Genomic DNA, 20,560 nt, shown 5'->3' on the forward strand with positions numbered 1-20,560 from the left:
TCGGTAGGTGGATTACAACGCGAAGTTGAAGACGTAACCAACGATGAGAATGCCAACGGCGACAACTCCAATGAAGGTGGCTATCAGGCGAACTTTCAACACCTTGCGCAAGATCACCATCTCAGGAAGGGATAGAGCGATGACACTCATCATAAAGGCCAGCACAGTACCCAGCGCTGCGCCCTTTGCGAGCAGTGCCTGCACAATGGGGATGATGCCTGCCGCATTGGTATACATGGGGATGCCGATAAGAACCGCGAGCGGAACTGACCACCAGGCTTCCTTGCCCATGAAGCTGGCCATGAAATCCTCAGGCACATACCCGTGAATGCCTGCGCCAATGGCAATACCCGCAAGGATGTAAGGCCATACTTTTCCGACGATTTCACGCACGCTGCTGAACCCGGCATTTATCCGCTCATACAGCGGCATACTCGTATCCCCGGCGGTTGCCTGGATCTTGGGCATATCACGGACCCAGTCTTCCAGATAGGCCTCCATTTTCAGACGCCCAATGACCCAGCCGGCAACAATCGCAATAAACAACCCCAGGCTGAGATACAGCAATGCAACTTTCCAGCCGAACAGGCCAAGCAGCAGTGTCAGCGCTACCTCATTCACCATGGGCGCAGAAATGAGGAAAGAGAACGTCACCCCCAGGGGCACTCCGGCTTGAACAAAACCTATAAACAGAGGAACGGCCGAGCACGAGCAAAACGGGGTAAACACACCGAGAGTGGCCGCCATGACATTGGCCGTGCCCTCGCTTCGACCCGCCAACATTGCGCGGGTGCGTTCAGGCGTGAAGTGGGAATTGATCATGCCCATCAGGAACACGATGCCGGTCAACAGCATCAGCACCTTGGGCGTGTCGTAGAAAAAAAACTGTAAGGCACCTCCCAAGTGGCTGTTGCGATCAACCGGAAGCGCTGCGACCAAAGCCTCTGAAACAGGTATCAGGGCTTCATACAATCCGAACCAGACAAGCGCTGCTACCGCTAAAAACAGGCGGGGATTGCGCTCCGGCCAGCGCACGATCATTTCATTCATGTCCTCTACTCCTGGGATGTAGGCGCACTAGGCCACGGACGGATCGCCAAGATAGGTTGCGATCTCATTGACTGTGCTGCGTGCTGTGCGTGTTACACCGATCAGTGTGGCGGAAGCCGAACCTGTCCACTCGCCATAGCCCACCAGCCATAGTCTTGGTTCCTGGATCGAGTGAGTGCCGTCGACCTCAACACGACCTTCAGTGTTGATCACCCCCAACGAGTCCAGGTGCTGAAGTGCGGGCCTGAACCCGGTACACCAGATCACCACATCCACTGCGGATTCAGATCCATCGGCCCACATCACACCATCGCGAGTGAAGCGTTCAAAGGGGCGCACGGATTTGAGGGCTTCACGCTCACGGGCTTCCAGAACTGGCGGCACCATGACAATGTCCCCCAAGCCGCCGACGGGCTGGTCAATGACACGCCCCTCCTGCTGGGCCTTCAAGCGCTGGGTGGCGCGCTCGAACAGTACCCGTCCATCCACGTCGTCAGGCAAAAACACCGGCTCGGCAGGGGTTACCCAAGTGGTCTCGGCGACCTTGGATACTTCTGCCAAAATCTGCGCTCCTGAATTGCCACCACCCACCACCAAAACCTTCTTGCCAGCAAAGGCTTGTGCATCAACATAGTTCGCGGAGTGCAATTGCCGACCGGCGAATAACTCGGCATCAGGGTAGTGAGGGATATACGGATGGCTCCAGGTGCCGGTGGCGCTGATGACAACCCTGGCATCCCAATACTTGTCGTCGGAACGTACTCGTAAGCCAATTTCAGTACGCTCCACAGCGGTGACCCGAACCGGACGCTCAACAGGAAACTGATAGCGCTGCTCATATTGGTTGAGGTAGTCGATTACATGATTTCGCGTTGGATACCCCTCCTGCGCAGGCGGCATCATCCAGCCAGGGATCGAACTCCAGGTGGACGGGGAGAATAAACGCAGCGAGTTCCAGCCATGCCGCCAGGCACCACCGGGCTCCTCCTCTGCGTCGAGGATGACGAACGAAAGTTGAGTTCGACGCAGGAAATACGCTACCACCAAGGCTGACTGACCCCCACCGATAATCACTACATCTCGTTGGTCGCTGGGCGAAGGAGTCATGGGGAAAACCTTGAGTCGATGTTGGGCGGTAGCCAGTATAGCGACCCCGGTTTGAACTCAACTGATCCAGCTCATAGGTTGGGCGCCTCCTGCGCGGTGCCGGCGCTTGCTGCCGGCAGTTGGAGCATGCACGTCAGAAGGGGGGGAAGTGTGGTCACATTCTGTGATGAGTCATTTTTATAAACATGGGGATAACCGTTCGATAAACACATTCTCTCAAATCCAGTGGCTTTGACTTCGCAGCCCGGTGTGGGCACAGTCTTTCGCTACATGAGGATGGATGCCTCGTTGAGGCCTAAGGAGAATGCCGTGTTTCCGATCGATATCTGGCTTGCCTATACTGCCGCCTGCTTGCTATTGGTGCTCGCACCAGGCCCGGACAATCTGCTGGCCGTAGGCCGAGGACTCAGTCAGGGCAGGATAGCCGCTATCGTATCGGGCATGGCATCTGGGGCGGGAATCCTCTTTCATGTGGCAACTGCTTCGCTAGGACTGACTTTGCTTATGCAAACGTCCGCAGTAGCCTTCTGGGTCGTCAAGCTTATCGGCGCCGGCTATTTACTTTGGCTCGGCATCAAAGTACTACGCTCTCGTAGCCTGATTAGCTTCCGACCCGCGACTCGACAATCTCTGCCGAGCATTTTTCTCACAGGATTACTGTTTTTATTGAGTCTCTCTGAGCTTAAGTACTTGGCTTTGCGTTGGGTGTGCGAAACAGAGGGTATTAAGTCAGGTGGTTCGATTTGCGATTCAGTCCGCTGATGTATAAGTGCGTCGTAGCCTGAATGGAATATGCAATATTCTTTGTGAGTTGTTTAAGTGTGAGGTGGTGGTTGATAAATGTGATCGATTTTAATAAATGCGAAATGGCTATTTGTTTGGTCGTGTAAAAATAGCATGGCCATTTCAACGATAGCGTCGGTCTGTTTTTTTTAAAACTTACCTCCGCTCAGAAGGTTTCTGGAGTGGATTCAGAAAGAGTTGGGGCAAGACTTCAATTACCGATCCGGATTTCATTACACGCCAGCTTCTCATCAGATGGATTGCACGGTGTTCATATCTCGCCGACGCTGTTGGAACGGTCGGAATCGAGTTCCACGCAGAAGGTTCAGGGTGTAGGCGCCGACGCCAAATTGACCCGGTTACCGAGATGTCACTGACCCGGTCTGTTCCTTGCTAACGATTTACCTGGCTGAATGTGTTTCGATTTGGAGGTGGGCCAGTCTTGCGTCGGCACTCGGTCAATTCGGCGTCGATATCAACAGCCTCATCACATTGGCGGGGCTGAATGCATACCCGCATAATGGCCGCATTCAACTACACATTAGCGGGGATGACGATGACGGCGGAGCCGGAACTCAGCCAAGTAAAAAGGCGGCGTCAGTTCATAACCTATGCTCGGCTGGCCGCCGTCACTGTGATGATAATCGGCTTGGTTGTGCTGGTTGGCTGGCAGCTTGATGTGCCTTCGCTAAAGGCAGTGCTGCCTGGCTGGACTGCAATGGTGGTCAATACCGCCTGCACGTTCGCTGTCCTCGGTGTGGGACTGTGGTGCGCTACGTTTAGAGTGTCCCTGGCCGGAAACTGGATCAGACGGCTTGGCGCTGTCGTGACGATACTGGTTGGAGGACTGACCCTCGTTGAATATGTCATGTCGGTTGATCTCGCTATTGATTTGCTCCTTCCTTTCGAGCTTCAGCGCACTCAACCTGTTCTTTTTCCGGGGCGAATGGCGCCGGCGACAGCGCTGTGTTTTCTGCTTTCCGGCTTTGGCCTGCTGCTTGAGGGCAGGCCATTGCTGCCGCAAATATTCGCTTCATCAGCGCTATTTATTAGCCTGATGGCGTTTGTGGGTTATTTGTTCGATGTCAGCGCGCTTTACTCGGTGGGCCTCTACAGCTCCATGGCCATCCATACGGCTATTGCGCTGATCCTGTTCAATACCGGACTGCTGGTTATCCAGGAGCGTTCCGAATTCGTCGAGTTACTGATAAGCGACACAGCGGGTGGTGAGGTTGCCAGAAGCTTGCTCGCCAGTATCCCGGTGGTCATTCTCGGCATCGGAGGTGCTCTGCTGGTCGGTGAAAGGTTGGGCTACTACGACAAGCGGTTCAGCCTGGCCTTGATGGCGACGCTGAGCATAGCCATGCTCGTTGCGGTAATCCTGCGAACTGCGAGGCATCTTTGTCAGCTCGATAAGTCGAGAGGGAATGCTCAGGCGGAACTGGCTGCGCTGAATGCATCCCTTGAGTTGCGGGTGTTCGAACGAACTCGTGCCCTCGAAGCGGTGAACAGCAAACTAACGGACGAAATATCGCAGCGACAAAAGGTCGAAGATGATGTGCGCCGACTGTCACTGACGGATGAACTGACCGGTTTGCACAATCGCCGCAGCTTTTTTCTTTTGGCTGACCAGTTAATGCGCTCTGCTCGCCGTAATGATCAATCCTGCCTGCTGTTTTTTGTTGATCTCGACGGCCTGAAAAAACTGAATGATATCCACGGTCATGAGGCGGGCGACCTGGCGATCATAGCGGCTGCGCAGGTGCTCAAGTCAGCATTTAGAGTGAGTGACATTGTCGCCAGGATCGGCGGTGATGAGTTTGTAGTTCTGGCTGTCGACGCGGGGGAGTCCTCGGATGCCCTCTCTGCTCGCGTGCAAGCACTGGTCGATGAATTCAACGGTAGTGAACGCTGTCGTTATCCTATCGGCTTAAGTATCGGTGCTGTTCGTTGTTCGCCAAATGAGCTGAAGCCTCTGGGTGAGTTGCTTGCGTCTGCTGATGCCGCGATGTACGCCAATAAGCAGCGTCGTCGTCAGCAAGCTCTGCATTGTGTCGGGTGCGCGATACATGTACCGCCCAGGCACGTAGGCCGCCCACTTGAATCACCCTCGGTCTCGTAGGTGCTTTCGCGTACGTGGCGGTCCGAGGCTTGGTTCCGGCCTATCCCGCAAGCAGGATGCTGAGGACACAATCCAGCGCCAGAATGAGCTGGGGCAATGGTTCGGTTTCGGTTGAGTTGGTAGGGGAAAGCCGGGAGTGATGGAGGGGGGGATCGAGGAGGGCTTGAAGGTTCGAAAGCGGAGAGAAAGTCGGCTGGAAGGCCCGGAAATACTGGAGGGAGGTGGAGCGGGTAGAGGGAATCGAACCCTCAACTAAAGCTTGGGAAGCTTTCGTTTTGCCACTAAACTATACCCGCATTACTCGCGTTCACCGTGCACTCAAGCGGGTTGTTCAATAAGAACCCTCGTTATCAGCTTGTTAAGCTGGAGTAATGCCATTATGCGACACCCGCTCAGAGCGGTGACTTTGTACCAGATACGGCTGGGGATTTGAAGTTTTTCTTTACGTGGGGCGGGTTTAACGCAGTTGAAGCGCTTGGCGGTCTATCGCGGGCAAGCCTCGCACGTGCAGGAATGCGTTTAACGCTGCGGGGCGAAACTTGCTCGCGATGACTCTGTTTCAGATTGCCAATGCATGGTGGTCCTGGACGTAGTGGTAACGCGGTCGGCTTTCGTGCTGTGCCGGTTTCAGGAACCCAAGCAGTGCGTTGCGGCTGTCCCGGCAGGCGGCTTTGTGCTCCATGTCGAGAAAGTGGCCGGTGGCTTCAAGCGTCGTGAAGGTGGCGTGTTGCACGTGGTCGGCGAACAACCGGGCGCCTTCGGCGGCGGTGTATTCGTCCCATTCGCCGTTCATGAACAGCACCGGTACGTTGATTCGCTGCGCAGCCTTGAAAAAGCACTGGCGATCACTGTGCAGCAGGTCGCTGATGTGGAAATGCATCTGCCCGTATTCATGGTCGGCCAGGCTGCTGACGTGCCGGTAGTTGAAGCGCTTGAACAGCGTCGGCAAGTGTTTGCCGATGGTGCTGTTCACCAGGTTGCCGACCCGGTCGCCATCGCGGCAGCCGAGGTAATCCACACCGCGCTCGAGGTAGTCGAGCATGTGCGCGTTGATCTCCGGCGAGAACGAGCTGATCACGGCTTTTTCGATGCGCCGTGGCTGGTGGGCGAGTGCGACCAGTGTCGCGGCGCCACCCCAGGAAAACGACAGCACGTGTTCGGCGGCGAAGTGGTCGATCAGCTCCAGGAGGATCTGCCCCTCGACTTCCTTGGTCAGCAATTTCTCATGCAGGTTGTGGGCCTTTGACTTGCCCGCGTAGGGCTGGTCGTAGCAGACCACATTGAACTGTGGGTGCAGGTTTTTCACGGTTTGAGCAAACGACGCAGTCGTGGCCATCGAGCCGTTGACCAGAATAATGGTCTTCTCTGCGGCGTCTGCGCGATAGAACTCCGTGTAAACCCGATACTGACCCTGTATATCCAGCACAGCGATTTCTGGCCTCATGTCATAAGACTCCTGGCAAGCGGGTATGCGCGCAAAAGAGATTGCACGAGCTTTGTGACAGGTAGGCATACGCCTGGAATTTGAGAGGCCCATGTCGATCCGGTACGGCAGGTCGACGGGTATTATTATTGGCGGGCAGTTTGCCGGGGAGGCGGAACCTGAAGGTTCTCTACCGGCAAAAAGTTTCTTGGATGCATCTTGTGACTCGTCAGTCACATTTCGGCTGACGACCTGATTCAAGCAGGGGAGACGCGATCACGCAAGTGCCGTTGGTAAATTGTTCGACAACTTCTGCTCAGCGGTAGGCGGCTTAGATCATTTCGATCTCGTCAAAGCTCAGCGGACGGTATTCGCCCGGTTTCAGCGCCTCATCGAGCACCAGAGGCCCCATGCGTTCGCGATGCAGGCGCAGCACTTTGTTGTCGAAGTGTCCGAACATGCGCTTGACCTGGTGATAACGGCCCTCAACGATGCTCAGTCGCGCGGATTTGGGCCCCAGCAGCTCTAGCCCGGCGGGTTGGGTCGTGAGGTCTTCGAAGGCGAAGTACAGGCCTTCGCTGAATTTGAGCGCGTACTCGGGGCCGATTTCCTGTTCGGTTTCGACGTAATAGACCTTTGGCAGTTTGGTTTGCGGTTGGGTCAGGCGCCGCGACCAACTGCCGTCGTTGGTGATGATCATCAGGCCGGTGGTGTTGAAATCCAGTCGACCGGCGATGTGCAGCTCATCCTTGTCCGGCTCATGGATCAGGTCGAGCACCGTCGGATGCTGCGGGTCACGGGTGGCGCTGACGCAACCGGCGGGCTTGTGCAGCATGAAGTGGCGAACCGGTTTGCCGGCCTGCAGCACTTGCTCGTCGACCTCGACGCGGCTGAACTCACGGACGTCGGCATGCGGGTCGCGGGTGATTTTTCCGTCAATCCTCACGCGTTTTTCCACCAGCAACAGGCGCACCTGCTGACGGTTGAAGCAGGGCAGGTTGCTGAGGAAGCGGTCGACGCGCATGGCTAAGGATCGGCGAAAAAGGGGCCGCGCATCTTACTCGATTGGCCGGGGCGCCGCTTGCAACTGCGCCTCGACGGCGGCGCAGCGCGGGCACAGGCAGGACGCATTGCGCAGCTCGGGCGGCAATGCCTGGAGTATCGCCGGGTCGATGCTGACGCCATAGCACCAGCATGCCCGGTCAGCGGTTCGCGGATCCGCCAGGGTGCAGTCATTGGGCGCACCGCAGGCCGGGCAGAGGTCTGGCTGATTCATGAGTCGTTAGCCATAGACGGATTGAGGCATTTCCACGCACGTACGGTTGCGGCCGGATTGTTTGGCCCGATACATCGCATGATCGGCCCGCGACAGCAAGGTGTGCAAGGTGTCGTCGACCCGCAGGGTGGTCAGGCCGATGCTGACCGTCACATGCAGGCTACTGCCGTTGTAGGCATAGCGCTGGTGTGCCACATGCTGGCGGATTTTCTCGGCGATCATCAGACCGGACTCACCGTCGGTGTCCTTGAGCAGCACGATAAACTCTTCGCCGCCCCAGCGGCAGACGATGTCGGATTGGCGCAGGCAGCTCTCCAGGTCCCGTGCGAAGCCGATCAGCACCTGGTCACCGGCCAGGTGGCCGTAGGTGTCGTTCAACACCTTGAAGTGGTCCAGGTCCAGCAGCAACGCGGTCAGCGGTTTGGGTTCGCGCTGGGCTTCCTGCATCGCTTGTGCGGCCAGCAGGTCGAAGCCGCGACGGTTGGGCAATTCGGTCAGGCTGTCGAGGGTGGCCTGGGCCTGGATCTTGTCCTGATAGCGTTTGATTGCCCGGTTGAGCAGTGCGAGCACGATCAGCGTGACGATCAGGCAGATCAGCAGGTTGAGGTAGAGCGAGCGACGGATGTCACTGAGGTCGCTGTCTTCGAGTTTGTCGACGAACAAATACCAGTTCAGCTCCGGGATGAACCGCACATTGAGAAAATGCCCCTGGCCCGCGCCGGAGTACTCGTAGCTGCCGCTGTGGGGTTTGGGCAACTGGCTGACCAGGTCTTTCATGCTGTCGATTTCGCTCAGCGATTGTCCGACCTGGGCGCCTTGCGGGCCACCCTCGGCACCGGTCAGTACCACGCGTCCGAAGGTGTCGACGAAATACACGCTGCGCTGGTAGTGCTGCTGGTACTTGTCGATCAGCTTGATCACCGCATCGACGGTCAGGCCGACACCGGCCGCACCGATGAACCGGTTGTTGTAGTCATAGACCTTGTAGTTGATGAAGACGGTCAGGTTGTCCTTGTTGGCCATGTCGGGATCGACGTTGATCTCGTAGGGATCCTTCATGTCGCGCACGCGAAAGTACCAGGCATCGCGGGGCTCGGTCACCTTGACCTGTTTCAGTACGCCCTTGGCGTGGTAGTAGGTCAGGCTGGCGTCGGAGACGAAAAACGCCGTGTAGGCGCCGTAATGGGTCATGACCTCGTTGAGGTAGCGGGTCATCGGGACGGGGTCGCGTTCGCCGTTGACCACCCAGTCGCGCATGAAGGTGTCGCGGGACATCATCGAGGAAATCAGGATCGGTCGGACCAGGTCTTTCTGGATTTCCGAGTAGACCGTGTCCGAAGTCAGCGGCAACTCAGTGTTGACGATGCTGTCGCGGATCGACGTGCGCGACGCGTGGTAACTGAGAAACGAAGTGGCCAGGAAGCCGGCGCCCAGCAACGCGATCAGCGTGAGAATCAACGAGCGTTGAGAATACAGCGGCGAGCGAAGCGGCATGACACATTCCGTTGGCAGTAATCCGATGGCAGCATTCTAATGGCACTGCCGGGAAATAACTGCTCCATGTGTGCCACGAATGGTCATAAATCTTGCCTGGACCTCGTGGGAGCAAGCTCGCTCCCACAGGATCACTGTCAGACGAGGCTTTTCAGATAGGCTCGCCATCCGCCGAAACGAGTGATATCCACCGCACCCTCCAACCCATAGGCCTCGCAGATGAATCCGCTCTCCCAGCGACCATCCGCCAGTTGTACTTTGCCCAGGCCCAGCGGCGCCGGAATGCCAGTCAGGAACGAGCCCAATTCACTGCTCGGCAATTCCCACACTTCTACGGCAATCGCCACGCCGCCCTCGCTTACCCGAACCATGCCTGGACGAAACGGCGGGCCGCCGGCCAGTGCATACAGTTGATAATCAGGCGAACTCTGGGTGGTATCGACCAGCCGGGCCCCACGGCGCTTCAATTGCCAGTTCAGTGCCAGGCCATCGAGGTGCGCGCCGCAGACCACCAGCCGCGCGCGGTCGTTCCGCGCCACCGTCGTCGGTGCCGGCTCGGTTGAACCTTGCTGGCGCTGCAGGCCAGCCGCCACGCTCAACAGGTACTGGTCGGTGAACGCCCGCCCGAACAGCGTCACGCCCCACGGCAGGCCATTGCCCATGAAACCGCTGGGCACGGCGACGGCGGCGTAATCGAGCAGGTTCATGAAGTTGGTGTAGTAACCGAGTTCCGAGTTGCGCAGCACCGGTTCGGCTTCAAGCTCCGCCAGCGTGACGGGGCGGCCGATGGTCGGTGTGAGCACGCAATCAAGACCCTCGAGTGCCTTGTCACACAGGGCTTTGAGCGCTTGCAGTCGATACTGGGCGCGGAAGGTTTGCACCCCGCTGACCGCCGGGGCCTTGGCCAGCACAGCGCGGATCACTGGCAGCACGGCCTCGGGATTTTGCTCCATCAGTTCGCCGGCCACGCTGTAGCGCTCGGCCACCCACGGGCCTTCGTAAAGCAGGCGCGCGGCTTCGAGGAAGGGCGACAGATCCAGCTCCACGGCTTCACCGCCCAGGGCCTTGAGTTGCTCGACGGCTTCGGCGAACAACAGCGGCCCTTCAGTGCAGCCGAAGAATTCCAGGTCCTGGGATCGCGGCACACCGAAACGCAATGGACGCAGCGCGCCGAAGGCCGAGCCGTCATTCCACAACGGGTTACTGCGGCTGTACTCGTCCCGTGGGTCGAGGTGCGCAGTGAGCGCCAGCAACTGGCTGGCTTCCCGCGCGGTGGCGGTGAAGGTGGTCACGCAATCGAGGGTGCGGCAGGCGGGTACCACGCCAGCGGTAGAGATCAGTCCCTTGGTCGCTTTGAGCCCCACCAGATTATTCAATGCCGCCGGCACGCGCCCCGATCCCGCCGTGTCGGTGCCCAAGGCAAAACTCGCCACTCCGAGCGCCACGGCCAGCGACGAACCGGCGCTGGAGCCACCCGACGGATACTCCGGCAACACGCTGTTCGGGCATGCGCCGTAAGGCGAACGACTGCCATTGAGGCCGGTGGCGAACTGGTCAAGGTTGGTCTTGCCCAGCGGCACCGCGCCCAGCGCCAGCAGTTGCTCGACGATGGTCGCCGAGCGCTGCGGCACATAGGCGAAAGCCGGGCAGGCCGCCGTGGTCGCAATGCCCGCCAGATCGATGTTGTCCTTGATCGCGAACGGCACGCCGTACAGCGGCAGGCTGTCGATATCGCGACCGTCGAGGGCGGCGAGGTAAGGTTCCAGTTCTTCGACACTGAGCAAGTGGATGAACAGGTGATAGTCCGGGTTCAGCGCCGCGGCTTTGTCTCGCAGGCTCAGCAGCAGTTGCCGGGGCGTGGTGCTGCCGTCGCGGTAGGCGTTGCGCAGGGCGTCGAGTTGCAGATCGATGTTCATGACGTTCGTCCTTTTCAAATGGGTTCAGTCGAGTTCCAGCACCACGACGCGTTGTCCGGCACGCACCGCCGAACCCGGCTGCACGCGAATCTCCCGCACCACGCCAGCCATGGGCGCGAGCAGCGGAATTTCCATCTTCATCGACTCCAGAATCACCAGCACATCACCGGCCTCGACCCGCGTGCCGGTGTCCACCTGGACCTGCCAGAGGTTGCCGGCGATGTGGCTGTCGACGCTCTGCTGACCGCTGGCCAGCGGTGCGTCTTCGGTGGTTTGCGCGACCAGCTCTTCGCTGTCGAAATGCGCCTGGCCACTGGCGATCCAGCGTTCGCGCTCGGCGTTGAAAGCGCCCTGTTGTTGGCGGCGAAACGCGGCGATGGTTTCGGCTTCCCGGGCCAGAAACGCCTGGTAGTCGGCGAGGTTCAACTGACTGTGTTCGATGTTCAGGTCGAAACGCCCAAGGGGGAAATCCCGGCGGATGCGCAGCAGTTCATCGGCGCTCACCGGGTAGAAGCGGATCTGGTCGAAGAACCGCAGCAGCCAGGGCTTGCCGTCGAACGCGGCGACTTCGCGATAGCGATTCCACATTTGCAGCGTGCGTCCGACGAACTGATACCCGCCGGGGCCTTCCATGCCGTACACGCACATATAGGCGCCACCGATGCCCACCGAGTTCTCGGCGGTCCAGGTACGGGCCGGGTTGTACTTGGTGGTCACCAGGCGATGGCGCGGATCGAGCGGGGTGGCGACCGGTGCGCCGAGGTACACATCGCCCAGGCCCATCACCAGATAGCTGGCATCGAACACCGTGCGCTGCACTTCATCGAGGTTCGGCAGGTCGTTGATGCGCCGGATGAACTCCAGATTGCTTGGGCACCAGGGCGCGTCCTTGCGCACGGTGGTCATGTATTTCTCGATCGCCAACTGACACGCCGGGTCGTCCCAGGACAGGGGCAGATGGACGATGCGCGACGGCACTTGCAGGTCCTTGGCCGCGCACACGGCGTCCCATTCGCCGGCGACGATGCCGAGCAGATCGGCCAGCGGCAGTTGTTCGGGCTGGTAGTGCACTTGCAGCGAGCGGATGCCCGGTGTCAGGTCGATCACGCCGTGCAGGCGTTTGCTTTCCAGTGCCTGCATCAGGGCGTGGGCGCGGAAACGCAGGACCAGGTCCAGTTCCGGCGCGCCGATTTCCAGCAGCAGGTGAGTATCACCGGATAGGCGCGCCACCAACCGCGTATCGTCCTGCCCAATGTCCAAAACCACAGGCGACACAACCGCCTGTGGGAGCTGGCTTGCCAGCGATGGGTCCCTCTCAGGCAATATTGATGTATCTGAAACACCGCTATCGCGAGCAGGCTCGCTCCCACAGGTGGCCCATTTCAAGGCGAGGTTGCGGGCGGTCTTCAGATCGACCGGGACGAACTGCACCTTGTCCCCGGCCTTGAGCTGCCCCAACTGCCAGAGATCCGCCTCGATCACCGTCACCGGGCAGACAAACCCGCCCAGGCTCGGGCCGTCCGGACCGAGGATCACCGGCATGTCGCCGGTGAAATCCACGGCGCCGATGGCATACGGATTGTCATGAATGTTCGAGGGATGCAGGCCGGCTTCACCGCCGTCGGCACGCACCCACTCGGGTTTGGGCCCGATCAGGCGCACGCCGGTTCGGCTGGAGTTGAAATGCACTTCCCACTGCGTCGCGAAGAAGGTGCCGATGTAGTTTTCGGTAAAGTATTCCGGGGCGCCATGGGGACCGTAGATCACCCGGATCTGCCGCACGGCAGGCAGCCCGCTGACTTGAGTTTCAGGCAGTTGCGCACCGACGCTGCGGTCATTCAACGCCAGTACATGCAACACATCACCCGCCCGCAAGGCACGACCGCCGTGACCACCAAACTGGCCGAGGGTGAAGGTGCTTTTGCTGCCCAGGTAATCCGGAACCTGCAAGCCGCCACGCAGGCACAGATAGCTGCGTGCGCCGGTCCCGGCGATGGTACCCAGGCTCAAGGTTGCGCCTGCAGGAACCAGGAGCGCCGTATTCATCGGCACCGATTCACCGTTCAGCGTCAGGGGAATCACTGCCCCGGTCACCGCCACCACCGCGTCGCAATTGAAGCGCAGCAAGGGTCCGCTCATGGTGATTTCCAGCGCCGCAGCGCCTTCCTCGTTACCCAGCAACAGGTTGCCCAGGCGCAAGGCACGACTGTCCATCGGCCCCGACGGCGGTACGCCGACTGCCCAATAGCCGAGGCGCCCCGGATAGTCCTGAACGCTGGTCTGGGTGCCGGCGCTCAGCACTTCGAAGGTGTTGGCCTGATACACCAGGCCTTCCAGGCAGCGGGTCCACGGCTGGCCGCTGGCGAAGGGCGCATCGAGCAGGATCTGCCGCAGGTAATCGCGGTTGGTTTCCACGCCGTAGAGCAGGCTGTCGCCCAAGGCCTGATGCAGATCGGCGCGGGCCTGTTCGCGTGTCGGTGCCCAGCTGATGACCTTGGCGATCATCGGGTCGAAGTACGGCGGGATCTCGCAACCGGCCTCGACCCAGGTGTCGATACGCAGTTGGATGCCGTTGGCGGCGGGAAAATTCACAGCCGTCAGCAAGCCTGGACTGGGTTGAAAATCCCGGCCCGGATCTTCCGCATACAAGCGCGCCTGAATCGCATGACCTTCCGGCCGCAGCCCTTGACGCAAGGCTTGCAGCGGCGGCAAATCTCCGGCCGCCAGTTGCACCATCCAGCGCACCAGATCCACCCCCCACACCTGTTCGGTGACGCCGTGCTCCACCTGCAGGCGGGTGTTCACTTCAAGGAAATAGAAGCGCTGGGCATCGCTGTCGAACACAAACTCGACGGTGCCGGCGCTGCGGTAATTCACTGCTTTGGCCAGTTTGATCGCCGCTGCGCAGAGTTCATCGGCCATGCCCTCGGGCAGGTTTGGCGCCGGGGTTTCTTCGAGGACTTTCTGGTTGCGCCGTTGCACCGAACAATCGCGTACGCCGAGGGCGATGACCTCGCCACGGCCATCGCCGAACACCTGCACCTCCAGGTGCCGGGCGCGCTGAATGTACTTCTCGATGAACACGCCAGCGTCGCTGAAGTTGTTCTGGCCAAGGCGCTTCACGGCCTCGAAGGATTCGCTCAACTCGGCCGCGCTGCGGCACACGCGCATGCCGATACCGCCACCGCCGGCGGTGCTTTTGAGCATGACCGGATAGCCGACTTGCTCGCCGGCGATCAGGGCCGCGTCGAGGCTGTCGAGCAACTCGGTACCTTCGAGCATCGGCACGCCGTGTTGCTTGGCCAGGGCACGGGCGGTGTGCTTGAGACCGAACACGCGCAGTTGTTCTGGCGTCGGGCCGATAAAAGCGATGCCGGCGATTTCGCAGGCTTCGGCGAACGCGGCGTTTTCCGACAGAAATCCGTAGCCGGGATGAATCGCCGTGGCGCCAGTGGCCTTGGCGATGGCGAGGATTTTGTCGACCGCCAGATAGGTGCCGGAGGCCGCGCCTTCACCGAGGCTGTGGGCTTCATCGGCGTGCAGGATGTGCAGGCTGGCGGCATCGGCTTCGGAGTAAACGGCAACGCCCTGGACTTGCAGGTCGCGCAAGGTACGCAGGATGCGGCAGGCAATGGCGCCACGGTTGGCAATCAGGACTTTTTCGAACATGGCATAACCCCTGAAGGGGATGCGGGCCGTCCCGCAGTTTTTCGATGAGCGCCGGGGTCGTCCCCGACGGAAAAATCTTTTTTCTTCAACGCTGACCCCTGTAGGAGCGAGCATGCTCGCGATGGACGTGAACGATGACGCGTAGCACCAGATGCCCAGCGGTGGCCTCTGGTTTTTCGCGAGCAGGCTCGCTCCTACAGTGGCTGGTGGTGTTCTTTAGGTTTGGTGCACTGCCCCGAACGGGCCTGGCACAGGGCAAACAACCAGCGGCGCAAAGGGCTGAGTTTCAGTTCCATACCAGCAGCTCCGCAGGTGTCGGGTTATAGGCGTTGCACGGGTTGTTCAGTTGCGGGCAGTTGGAGATCAGCACGATCACGTCCATCTCGGCGCGCAGGTCGACGTATTTGCCCGGCGCGGAAATTCCGTCCTCGAAGGTCAGGCCGCCGTCAGCGGTGACCGGCACGTTCATGAAGAAGTTGATGTTCGGCCCGATGTCGCCCTTGCCCAGGCGCCCGTCGTGCACGCAGGCACGCAGGTAGTTGTCGCGGCAGCTGTGCATGTAGCGTTTTTCCAGGGCGTAACGCACGGTGTTGCTCTCTTGGGCGCAGGCGCCGCCGAGGGTGTCGTGACGGCCGCAGGTGTCGGCGACGATGGTCAGCATCGGCTTGCCGAGGTTGGAATACAGCACGCTGCCGGTGCTCAGGTAGACGCTGTTCTGCCGACGCAGGGTGCGTTGCACGTCGTAGCGTTCTTTCGGGTTGGCGACGCTGTAGAACAGGGTGTCGACGGCCTGGTTGCCTTCCAGGTCAAGGATGCGCAGGGTCTGGCCAGCCTTGACCTCCATCAGCCAGGGTTCGCCGGCGGGGATGGTGGCGCGGTAGATCGCGTTTTCTGGCTGCCGGTTTGTGGTAGCGGCGGTGGCGATAGCGAGTGACATGGCAGCGATCCTCAGGCGAACAGACGGTCGGTGTTGATGAAGCCGCGCTCGTTTTCCGGGCGCGAGGTGCGGCAGTGTTCGGCGACGCTGGCGTCGGCGTTCATCCAGCTGAGCTTCAGCGGTTTCGGCGCATAGTCCGGCGATGGGTCCATCGGGTGTTGCAGGGCGGTCAGCACCACCAGGGTGTCCATCGGCGCGTACAACTCGATGTAATCGCCGGCCTTCGAGTGGCCTTCGACGAAGTGGAAGCGCCCGGCATCGTCGACGTTCACCCGGCTGAACAGATTGAGGGTCATCAGCAGGTCCGACAGGCCCAGCCCCCACTTGCCCAGTTCCACCAAAAGGTTGTCGGTGCCGTTGCGGAAGAAGCCGTTGCGCAGTTCCTGATAGCGGCCGGCACCATATTTTTCCGCGACTTCTTCAGCGCACAGTACGCCGCCGAGGCTGTCGCTCCAGCCGCAGGTGTCGGCGGTGATGGCGGCCAGTACGCGGCCCATGTCCGAGTACAGGCAATGGCCAGCGGTGAGCTTGGCGGTGTGCTGGCATTTGAGGCTGTCGGGCAGGTTCAGGCGTTCGGTTTTTTCATTGGCGTTGAGCAGTGTCAGGCTGACGTTGGCACCGCCGCGCAGGTCGGTCAGGCGCAGCAGTTGGCCGCGTTTCAATACGAAGGAGCGATGGCCGCCGCCGGGAAGCATTTCTTCGGCGAAGGGCGGGAACAGTTGAGTCGAATCAGTCATTTTCAGAATTCCTCTAAGCGAGACGAAGCGTGCCTGCCAGGGGCATCGGCAGGGCGTCGACGGCGGCGCGTTGGGCGCGGCGGTCGCTGTTCAAAGGGATGTCGTAGGTGATGCGTGCGCCATAGGCACCGGGGGCATGCGGGTCGACGCGGACCTTGTCGAACACCAGCAGGCGCGTGCCGAGGCTGAAGCCTTCGGACAGGTCATGGGTGACCATGAACACCGTCAGTCGGGTTTCGCGCCACAGCTCCAGCAACAAGGCGTGCATGTCTTTGCGGATGCCCGGATCGAGGGCGCCGAAGGGTTCATCGAGCAGCAACACGCGCGGCTTCATGATCAGCGCCTGGGCAATGGCCAAGCGTTGCTGCATGCCACCGGAGAGTTGCGCCGGGTACTTGTCCAGCGAGTGCCCGAGACCGACTTTGTGCAGCAGCACCGAAGCCTGTTCGCGGGCCTCACGCTTGGCGCTGCCGAACAGGCGCCCGAGCAACGGCGAGCGCGGCAGTTCGAGGCCGAGGGCGACGTTGTCCAGTACGCTCAGGTGCGGGAACACCGAGTAGCGTTGAAACACCACGCCACGGCTGGCGTCCGGTTCACCGGCCAGGGGCTGGCCGTCGAGCAGGATTTCGCCGCGACTGGCGCGCTCCTGGCCCAGCAACAGGCGCAGGAAGGTCGACTTGCCGCAACCGGACGCGCCGACCAGGGTGCAGAACTCACCCTCATTGATGTTCAGGTTCAGGCCTTCGAGTACCACTTGATCGGCGTATTGCTGCCAGACGTTTTTCACCGTGATGAAGCTCATTTGGCGGCCCCCTCATACCAGGGAAACGCGCGACGGGTCAGGTATTTGAGCCCCCAATCCATCAGCCAGGCGAGCAGGGTGATCCACACCACGTAGGGCAGAATCACATCCATGGCCAGGTAGCGGCGCACCAGGAAGATCCGGTAACCGAGGCCGTCGGTGGAGGCGATGGCTTCGGCGGCAATCAGGAACAGCCACGCCGAACCGAGCATCAGGCGCAGCGAGATCAACAGGCGCGGCAGCAATTGCGGCAGCACCACTCGCAGCATCAGGGTCCAGGTCGAGGCGCCGAGGGTCTGGGCCTTGATCAGCAACTCCACGGGAATGTCCCGGGCGCGCTGCTCCAGGTCTCGGGCCAGGGCAGGGGTGATGCCGATCACGATCAGCATCACCTTCGACAATTCTCCCAGGCCGAAGACGATGAACAGGATCGGCAGGATCGCCAGCGGCGGCACCATCGACAGCACCGTCAGCAGTGGCGACAGCGGTGCGCCGAACAGCGGCAGGGTGCCAGCGGCCATGCCCAGGCACAGCCCGGCCAGCGCGCTGATGCCCAGGCCGATGGCCAGGCGACGCAGGCTGGAAGCGGTGTCCTGCCAAAGTACGAACTCACCGGTGCGGCTGTCGGCGACGAAGGCCAGGCGTTTGACCGCGTCGGTCATCTGCACGGCGCTGGGCAGCAACTTGTCGTTGGGGTTGTCCGTCAGCCGTTCGGCCGAGCCCATGAAATAGGCGAACAGCACCAGGGCGAACGGCAGGATCACCAACAGCAGGCGGCTCGGGCTGTCCGGGTGACGATTGATCAGGCGCATGGCCAAGTCCTCCTCTTACAGCTTGGCGTCGGCGGCCATCTGCACGTAACTCGGATCGAAGCGCAGCTTGAGGTTGCCTTTGTCGCCGCTGGTCACGCCGTTGGCGAAGGCCATGCCGACCGCGCTGGTGTCCTTGGCGCCTTCACCCAGCAAGCCGTGCTCGAACGAGAACTCGGCGACCCTGCGCATGGTTTCCGGCAATTGCTTGCTGGTGCTGAACGCCAGGGCCTCTTGAGGCGTGGCGAACAACTTGGTGGTGTCCAGCTGAGCCTGGAAACCGGCCAGGTCAGTGCCCGAGGCTTTGGCCATGTGTTCCAGCGCGCTTTTGCTCGCGGCGTTTTTCGCGTTCATCAGTTCGACGACTTCGAACCAGGCGCCGGTCAGGGCTTTGCCCAGGGCCGGGTTGTCTTTGAGGGTCTGGGAGTTGACCACCATCATGTCCATGATTTCGCCGGGGATCTGGCTGGAGTTGAACACTTCGGTCACCGCAGGCTTGGCCTTGATGTCCGAGAGCATCGGGTTCCAGGTGGTCACGGCGTTGACCTGATCGGTGTTGAAAGCTGCCGAGATATCGGCGTCGGAGGTGTTGACCACTTTCAGGTCTTTCTCGGTGAGGTCCACCGAATCCAGGGCACGGGCCAGCAGGTAGTGCGACACCGACAGTTCGACGAGGTTGACGTCCATGCCCTTGAGGTCGGCGACTTTCTTGCCTTCGCCCTTGAGCACGATGCCGTCATTGCCGTTGGAGAAGTCGCTGACGATCAGCGCCGTGCTGTCGACGCCACCGGCGGCGGGGATGGTCAGCGCATCCATGTTGGTCATGGTGCAACCATCGAACTGGCCGGCGGTGTACTGGTTGATCGATTCGACATAGTCGTTGAGCTGGACCACATCGATCTTGATGCCGTACTTCTTCGCCCATTTTTCGACGATGCCTTGGCTGCCGGCGTATTCCCAGGGCATCCAGCCGGCATAAATGGTCCAGCAGACGCTGAAGTGGTCTTTCTGCGCGGCTTGGGAAGAGAGGCTCACGAGGGCGGCGAAGGCAGCGGCGAGCAAGGCGGGTAAACGAAGCTGGGACATGGTGGTTCTCCAGTTGGTCAAGGACGGACAGGAAGGCAGCGGCACCGCGAACGGTGGCTTGTCTCCCGGGCTTTTGTCCCGCCGTGTAACCTCAACTGGAGGTCGCCAACTCTCGGACCAGCCACTCGCGATTGCGAGCCGGAACCCTAGTCAGCCATTGCAAATTGTGGTGCCGCGAACCTGTAGTGACTCCTGCACGCTGTTGTTAAAGCGAGAGCCGTGCCAAGTCGCTTGAAGCGCTCTGGAATGCGGGTCAGGCGCCAGGTGCCTGGGCCGGCAGGGGGGAGGGCTGCCTTGTGATGGTGCGTGCGCGCACCGCAATGGGACGTGCCGGCCATTGATCCGAAGGCCGGCGGGGCACTGCACACGGTCATGGATTGCGAGTCAAAACAGGTGTCAGTCGGTTTGTCCCGACGGCGGGTCTTTCAGGAGGCCGTCATGTTTCGTCGAATGCTGCTGGGTGTTGCGCTCGGTCTGGGGCTTTGCAGCTGCTATTACTACGCCGGCCCCTACGATGGGTATTCCGCGCCTTATTACTATCCTGGCTACGCGCCTTATTCCTACTATTACGGCCCCGGTTACTACTACGGTGGCCCACGTTTCTATGGGGGCTATCGCTACTACTATTGGGGCGGTCACGGCTCGCGTTATTACCGCGGTGGATACCACGGTGGCCACCATTAATCAGCGGTTGAATGGATGAAAAAACTTTCACCGACGAGATGTTTCAAGTTGTTACTGGATCGCACCAGATCCGGAATTTGATGTCAGATGTTTCGACAGTCACCGAATCATCGACTGTCGCCTGCCAGCGTCGCTGGTGTGGCTCACTCGCGGTCCAGGAGGCCGCCATGCTCTGTCAAAAAAAGCTGCGCCGAATTCTTCTGATGGTTGTATTGGGATCGTCCCTTGGTGCGTGCGTGCCTTATTACGATGGAGGAGCCAGCTACTACAGTTCCGAGGTCTACACCTCGCCAGCGCCGTCCTATTACGCCGGCGGCAGTTCCTATTATTCCAATGGCGGCGGTTACTATTCGCCCCCGGCACGGTATTACGCACCGCCTGCGCGGTACTACCAGCCAACCCCGCGCTATTACTCGCAACCGCGGATCTATCAACCGGCTCCGCGTTACTACCAGCCGTCGCGGGCCGACTACCGGGCGTATCAGAATCGCGGCTGGGACGGCCGTAACCGCGGCAATTGGGACAATGACCACCGTGGTGGCGGACGTGACCACAATCACGACGACCGAGGCGACCATAACGGTCGGGGCAATCACGACGGCCGGGGTGATCACCGCTAATCCGGCTTAAGCAAAGTTCCCTGTAGGAGCGAGCCTGCTTGCGAT

At 60.3% G+C, this 20,560-nt stretch carries 16 protein-coding genes, 1 tRNA gene, 1 pseudogene and 1 riboswitch; of the genes and pseudogenes, 4 read left to right on the forward strand and 14 right to left on the reverse strand.

Annotated features, from left to right (window positions below):
- Positions 1 to 12: 12 nt before the first annotated feature.
- Together JQF37_RS04100 and JQF37_RS04105 are read right to left on the reverse strand one after the other, a co-directional pair.
- Positions 13 to 1,050 carry a permease gene (locus JQF37_RS04100; RefSeq protein WP_130208660.1) on the reverse strand — a complete coding sequence of 346 codons (1,038 nt, stop codon included), beginning with the start codon at positions 1,048 to 1,050 and terminating at the stop codon, positions 13 to 15.
- Positions 1,051 to 1,077: 27 nt separating this feature from the next.
- Positions 1,078 to 2,157: an ArsO family NAD(P)H-dependent flavin-containing monooxygenase gene (locus JQF37_RS04105; RefSeq protein ID WP_130208658.1), complete on the reverse strand. Its 1,080-nt coding sequence runs from the start codon at positions 2,155 to 2,157 to the stop codon at positions 1,078 to 1,080.
- Between the two features lie 276 nt (positions 2,158 to 2,433).
- Between JQF37_RS04105 and JQF37_RS04110 the strand changes: the two are divergent.
- Both JQF37_RS04110 and JQF37_RS04115 read left to right on the forward strand, forming a co-directional pair.
- Positions 2,434 to 2,817 (forward strand): annotated as a pseudogene (locus tag JQF37_RS04110) (LysE family translocator); the annotation flags it as partial.
- 628 nt (positions 2,818 to 3,445) lie between these two features.
- Positions 3,446 to 5,062 (forward strand): GGDEF domain-containing protein, encoded by a 1,617-nt coding sequence (locus JQF37_RS04115; RefSeq protein ID WP_130208656.1) that lies wholly within the window; start codon positions 3,446 to 3,448, stop codon positions 5,060 to 5,062.
- Positions 5,063 to 5,284: 222 nt separating this feature from the next.
- On the opposite strand, the gene JQF37_RS04120 is transcribed toward JQF37_RS04115, so the two are convergent.
- The 12 genes from JQF37_RS04120 to JQF37_RS04175 form a co-directional block, all read right to left on the reverse strand.
- Positions 5,285 to 5,358 (reverse strand) — tRNA-Gly (locus JQF37_RS04120).
- A 263-nt stretch (positions 5,359 to 5,621) separates the two neighbouring features.
- On the reverse strand, positions 5,622 to 6,506 hold the full coding sequence (locus JQF37_RS04125) for an alpha/beta hydrolase (RefSeq protein WP_130208654.1): 885 nt from the start codon (positions 6,504 to 6,506) through the stop codon (positions 5,622 to 5,624).
- Positions 6,507 to 6,816: 310 nt separating this feature from the next.
- Positions 6,817 to 7,509 (reverse strand): pseudouridine synthase, encoded by a 693-nt coding sequence (locus tag JQF37_RS04130; protein ID WP_130208652.1) that lies wholly within the window; start codon positions 7,507 to 7,509, stop codon positions 6,817 to 6,819.
- A 33-nt stretch (positions 7,510 to 7,542) separates the two neighbouring features.
- Positions 7,543 to 7,761 (reverse strand): cysteine-rich CWC family protein, encoded by a 219-nt coding sequence (locus tag JQF37_RS04135; protein WP_130208650.1) that lies wholly within the window; start codon positions 7,759 to 7,761, stop codon positions 7,543 to 7,545.
- Positions 7,762 to 7,767: 6 nt separating this feature from the next.
- The gene (locus JQF37_RS04140) at positions 7,768 to 9,255 is read right to left on the reverse strand and encodes a sensor domain-containing diguanylate cyclase (RefSeq protein ID WP_130208648.1); all 1,488 of its coding nucleotides are present in this window, start codon (positions 9,253 to 9,255) and stop codon (positions 7,768 to 7,770) included.
- Positions 9,256 to 9,392: 137 nt separating this feature from the next.
- Positions 9,393 to 11,171: an allophanate hydrolase gene (atzF, locus tag JQF37_RS04145; protein ID WP_130208646.1), complete on the reverse strand. Its 1,779-nt coding sequence runs from the start codon at positions 11,169 to 11,171 to the stop codon at positions 9,393 to 9,395.
- Between the two features lie 24 nt (positions 11,172 to 11,195).
- A complete protein-coding gene (uca, locus tag JQF37_RS04150) occupies positions 11,196 to 14,840 on the reverse strand; it encodes an urea carboxylase (RefSeq protein ID WP_130208644.1) in 3,645 nt (1,214 codons plus the stop codon).
- A 286-nt stretch (positions 14,841 to 15,126) separates the two neighbouring features.
- Complete coding sequence (locus JQF37_RS04155; RefSeq protein WP_130208642.1) at positions 15,127 to 15,777, reverse strand: urea amidolyase associated protein UAAP2; 651 nt, start codon at positions 15,775 to 15,777, stop codon at positions 15,127 to 15,129.
- 11 nt (positions 15,778 to 15,788) lie between these two features.
- Positions 15,789 to 16,514, reverse strand: a complete 726-nt coding sequence (locus JQF37_RS04160) for an urea amidolyase associated protein UAAP1 (RefSeq protein ID WP_130208640.1) — start codon at positions 16,512 to 16,514, stop codon at positions 15,789 to 15,791.
- 13 nt (positions 16,515 to 16,527) lie between these two features.
- Positions 16,528 to 17,316 carry an ABC transporter ATP-binding protein gene (locus JQF37_RS04165; RefSeq protein ID WP_130208638.1) on the reverse strand — a complete coding sequence of 263 codons (789 nt, stop codon included), beginning with the start codon at positions 17,314 to 17,316 and terminating at the stop codon, positions 16,528 to 16,530.
- Positions 17,313 to 18,128: an ABC transporter permease gene (locus tag JQF37_RS04170; protein ID WP_130208636.1), complete on the reverse strand. Its 816-nt coding sequence runs from the start codon at positions 18,126 to 18,128 to the stop codon at positions 17,313 to 17,315. Before JQF37_RS04170 ends, JQF37_RS04165 begins: the two co-directional genes overlap by 4 nt.
- Positions 18,129 to 18,143: 15 nt before the next feature.
- Complete coding sequence (locus tag JQF37_RS04175; protein WP_130208634.1) at positions 18,144 to 19,211, reverse strand: putative urea ABC transporter substrate-binding protein; 1,068 nt, start codon at positions 19,209 to 19,211, stop codon at positions 18,144 to 18,146.
- Between the two features lie 60 nt (positions 19,212 to 19,271).
- Positions 19,272 to 19,372, reverse strand: a riboswitch (guanidine-I (ykkC/yxkD leader).
- A 277-nt stretch (positions 19,373 to 19,649) separates the two neighbouring features.
- Between JQF37_RS04175 and JQF37_RS04180 the strand changes: the two genes are divergently transcribed.
- Together JQF37_RS04180 and JQF37_RS04185 are read left to right on the forward strand one after the other, a co-directional pair.
- Positions 19,650 to 19,895 (forward strand): hypothetical protein, encoded by a 246-nt coding sequence (locus tag JQF37_RS04180; RefSeq protein ID WP_130208632.1) that lies wholly within the window; start codon positions 19,650 to 19,652, stop codon positions 19,893 to 19,895.
- A gap of 167 nt (positions 19,896 to 20,062) precedes the next feature.
- Positions 20,063 to 20,515: a hypothetical protein gene (locus JQF37_RS04185; protein WP_130208630.1), complete on the forward strand. Its 453-nt coding sequence runs from the start codon at positions 20,063 to 20,065 to the stop codon at positions 20,513 to 20,515.
- Positions 20,516 to 20,560: the final 45 nt, after the last annotated feature.

Origin of the sequence: Pseudomonas sp. MIL9 (assembly GCF_016887925.1) — a bacterium.
Taxonomy (GTDB): domain Bacteria; phylum Pseudomonadota; class Gammaproteobacteria; order Pseudomonadales; family Pseudomonadaceae; genus Aquipseudomonas; species Aquipseudomonas mohnii.

Excerpts from the sequence above, each read along its gene's own strand:
- JQF37_RS04100 (WP_130208660.1), bottom strand. The coding sequence starts at position 1,050 with ATGAATGAAATGATCGTGCGCTGGCCGGAGCGCAATCCCCGCCTGTTT.
- JQF37_RS04105 (WP_130208658.1), bottom strand. The coding sequence starts at position 2,157 with ATGACTCCTTCGCCCAGCGACCAACGAGATGTAGTGATTATCGGTGGG.
- JQF37_RS04115 (WP_130208656.1), top strand. The coding sequence starts at position 3,446 with ATGCATACCCGCATAATGGCCGCATTCAACTACACATTAGCGGGGATG.
- JQF37_RS04125 (WP_130208654.1), bottom strand. The coding sequence starts at position 6,506 with ATGAGGCCAGAAATCGCTGTGCTGGATATACAGGGTCAGTATCGGGTT.
- JQF37_RS04130 (WP_130208652.1), bottom strand. The coding sequence starts at position 7,509 with ATGCGCGTCGACCGCTTCCTCAGCAACCTGCCCTGCTTCAACCGTCAG.
- JQF37_RS04135 (WP_130208650.1), bottom strand. The coding sequence starts at position 7,761 with ATGAATCAGCCAGACCTCTGCCCGGCCTGCGGTGCGCCCAATGACTGC.
- JQF37_RS04140 (WP_130208648.1), bottom strand. The coding sequence starts at position 9,255 with ATGCCGCTTCGCTCGCCGCTGTATTCTCAACGCTCGTTGATTCTCACG.
- atzF (WP_130208646.1), bottom strand. The coding sequence starts at position 11,171 with ATGAACATCGATCTGCAACTCGACGCCCTGCGCAACGCCTACCGCGAC.
- uca (WP_130208644.1), bottom strand. The coding sequence starts at position 14,840 with ATGTTCGAAAAAGTCCTGATTGCCAACCGTGGCGCCATTGCCTGCCGC.
- JQF37_RS04155 (WP_130208642.1), bottom strand. The coding sequence starts at position 15,777 with ATGTCACTCGCTATCGCCACCGCCGCTACCACAAACCGGCAGCCAGAA.
- JQF37_RS04160 (WP_130208640.1), bottom strand. The coding sequence starts at position 16,514 with ATGACTGATTCGACTCAACTGTTCCCGCCCTTCGCCGAAGAAATGCTT.
- JQF37_RS04165 (WP_130208638.1), bottom strand. The coding sequence starts at position 17,316 with ATGAGCTTCATCACGGTGAAAAACGTCTGGCAGCAATACGCCGATCAA.
- JQF37_RS04170 (WP_130208636.1), bottom strand. The coding sequence starts at position 18,128 with ATGCGCCTGATCAATCGTCACCCGGACAGCCCGAGCCGCCTGCTGTTG.
- JQF37_RS04175 (WP_130208634.1), bottom strand. The coding sequence starts at position 19,211 with ATGTCCCAGCTTCGTTTACCCGCCTTGCTCGCCGCTGCCTTCGCCGCC.
- JQF37_RS04180 (WP_130208632.1), top strand. The coding sequence starts at position 19,650 with ATGTTTCGTCGAATGCTGCTGGGTGTTGCGCTCGGTCTGGGGCTTTGC.
- JQF37_RS04185 (WP_130208630.1), top strand. The coding sequence starts at position 20,063 with ATGCTCTGTCAAAAAAAGCTGCGCCGAATTCTTCTGATGGTTGTATTG.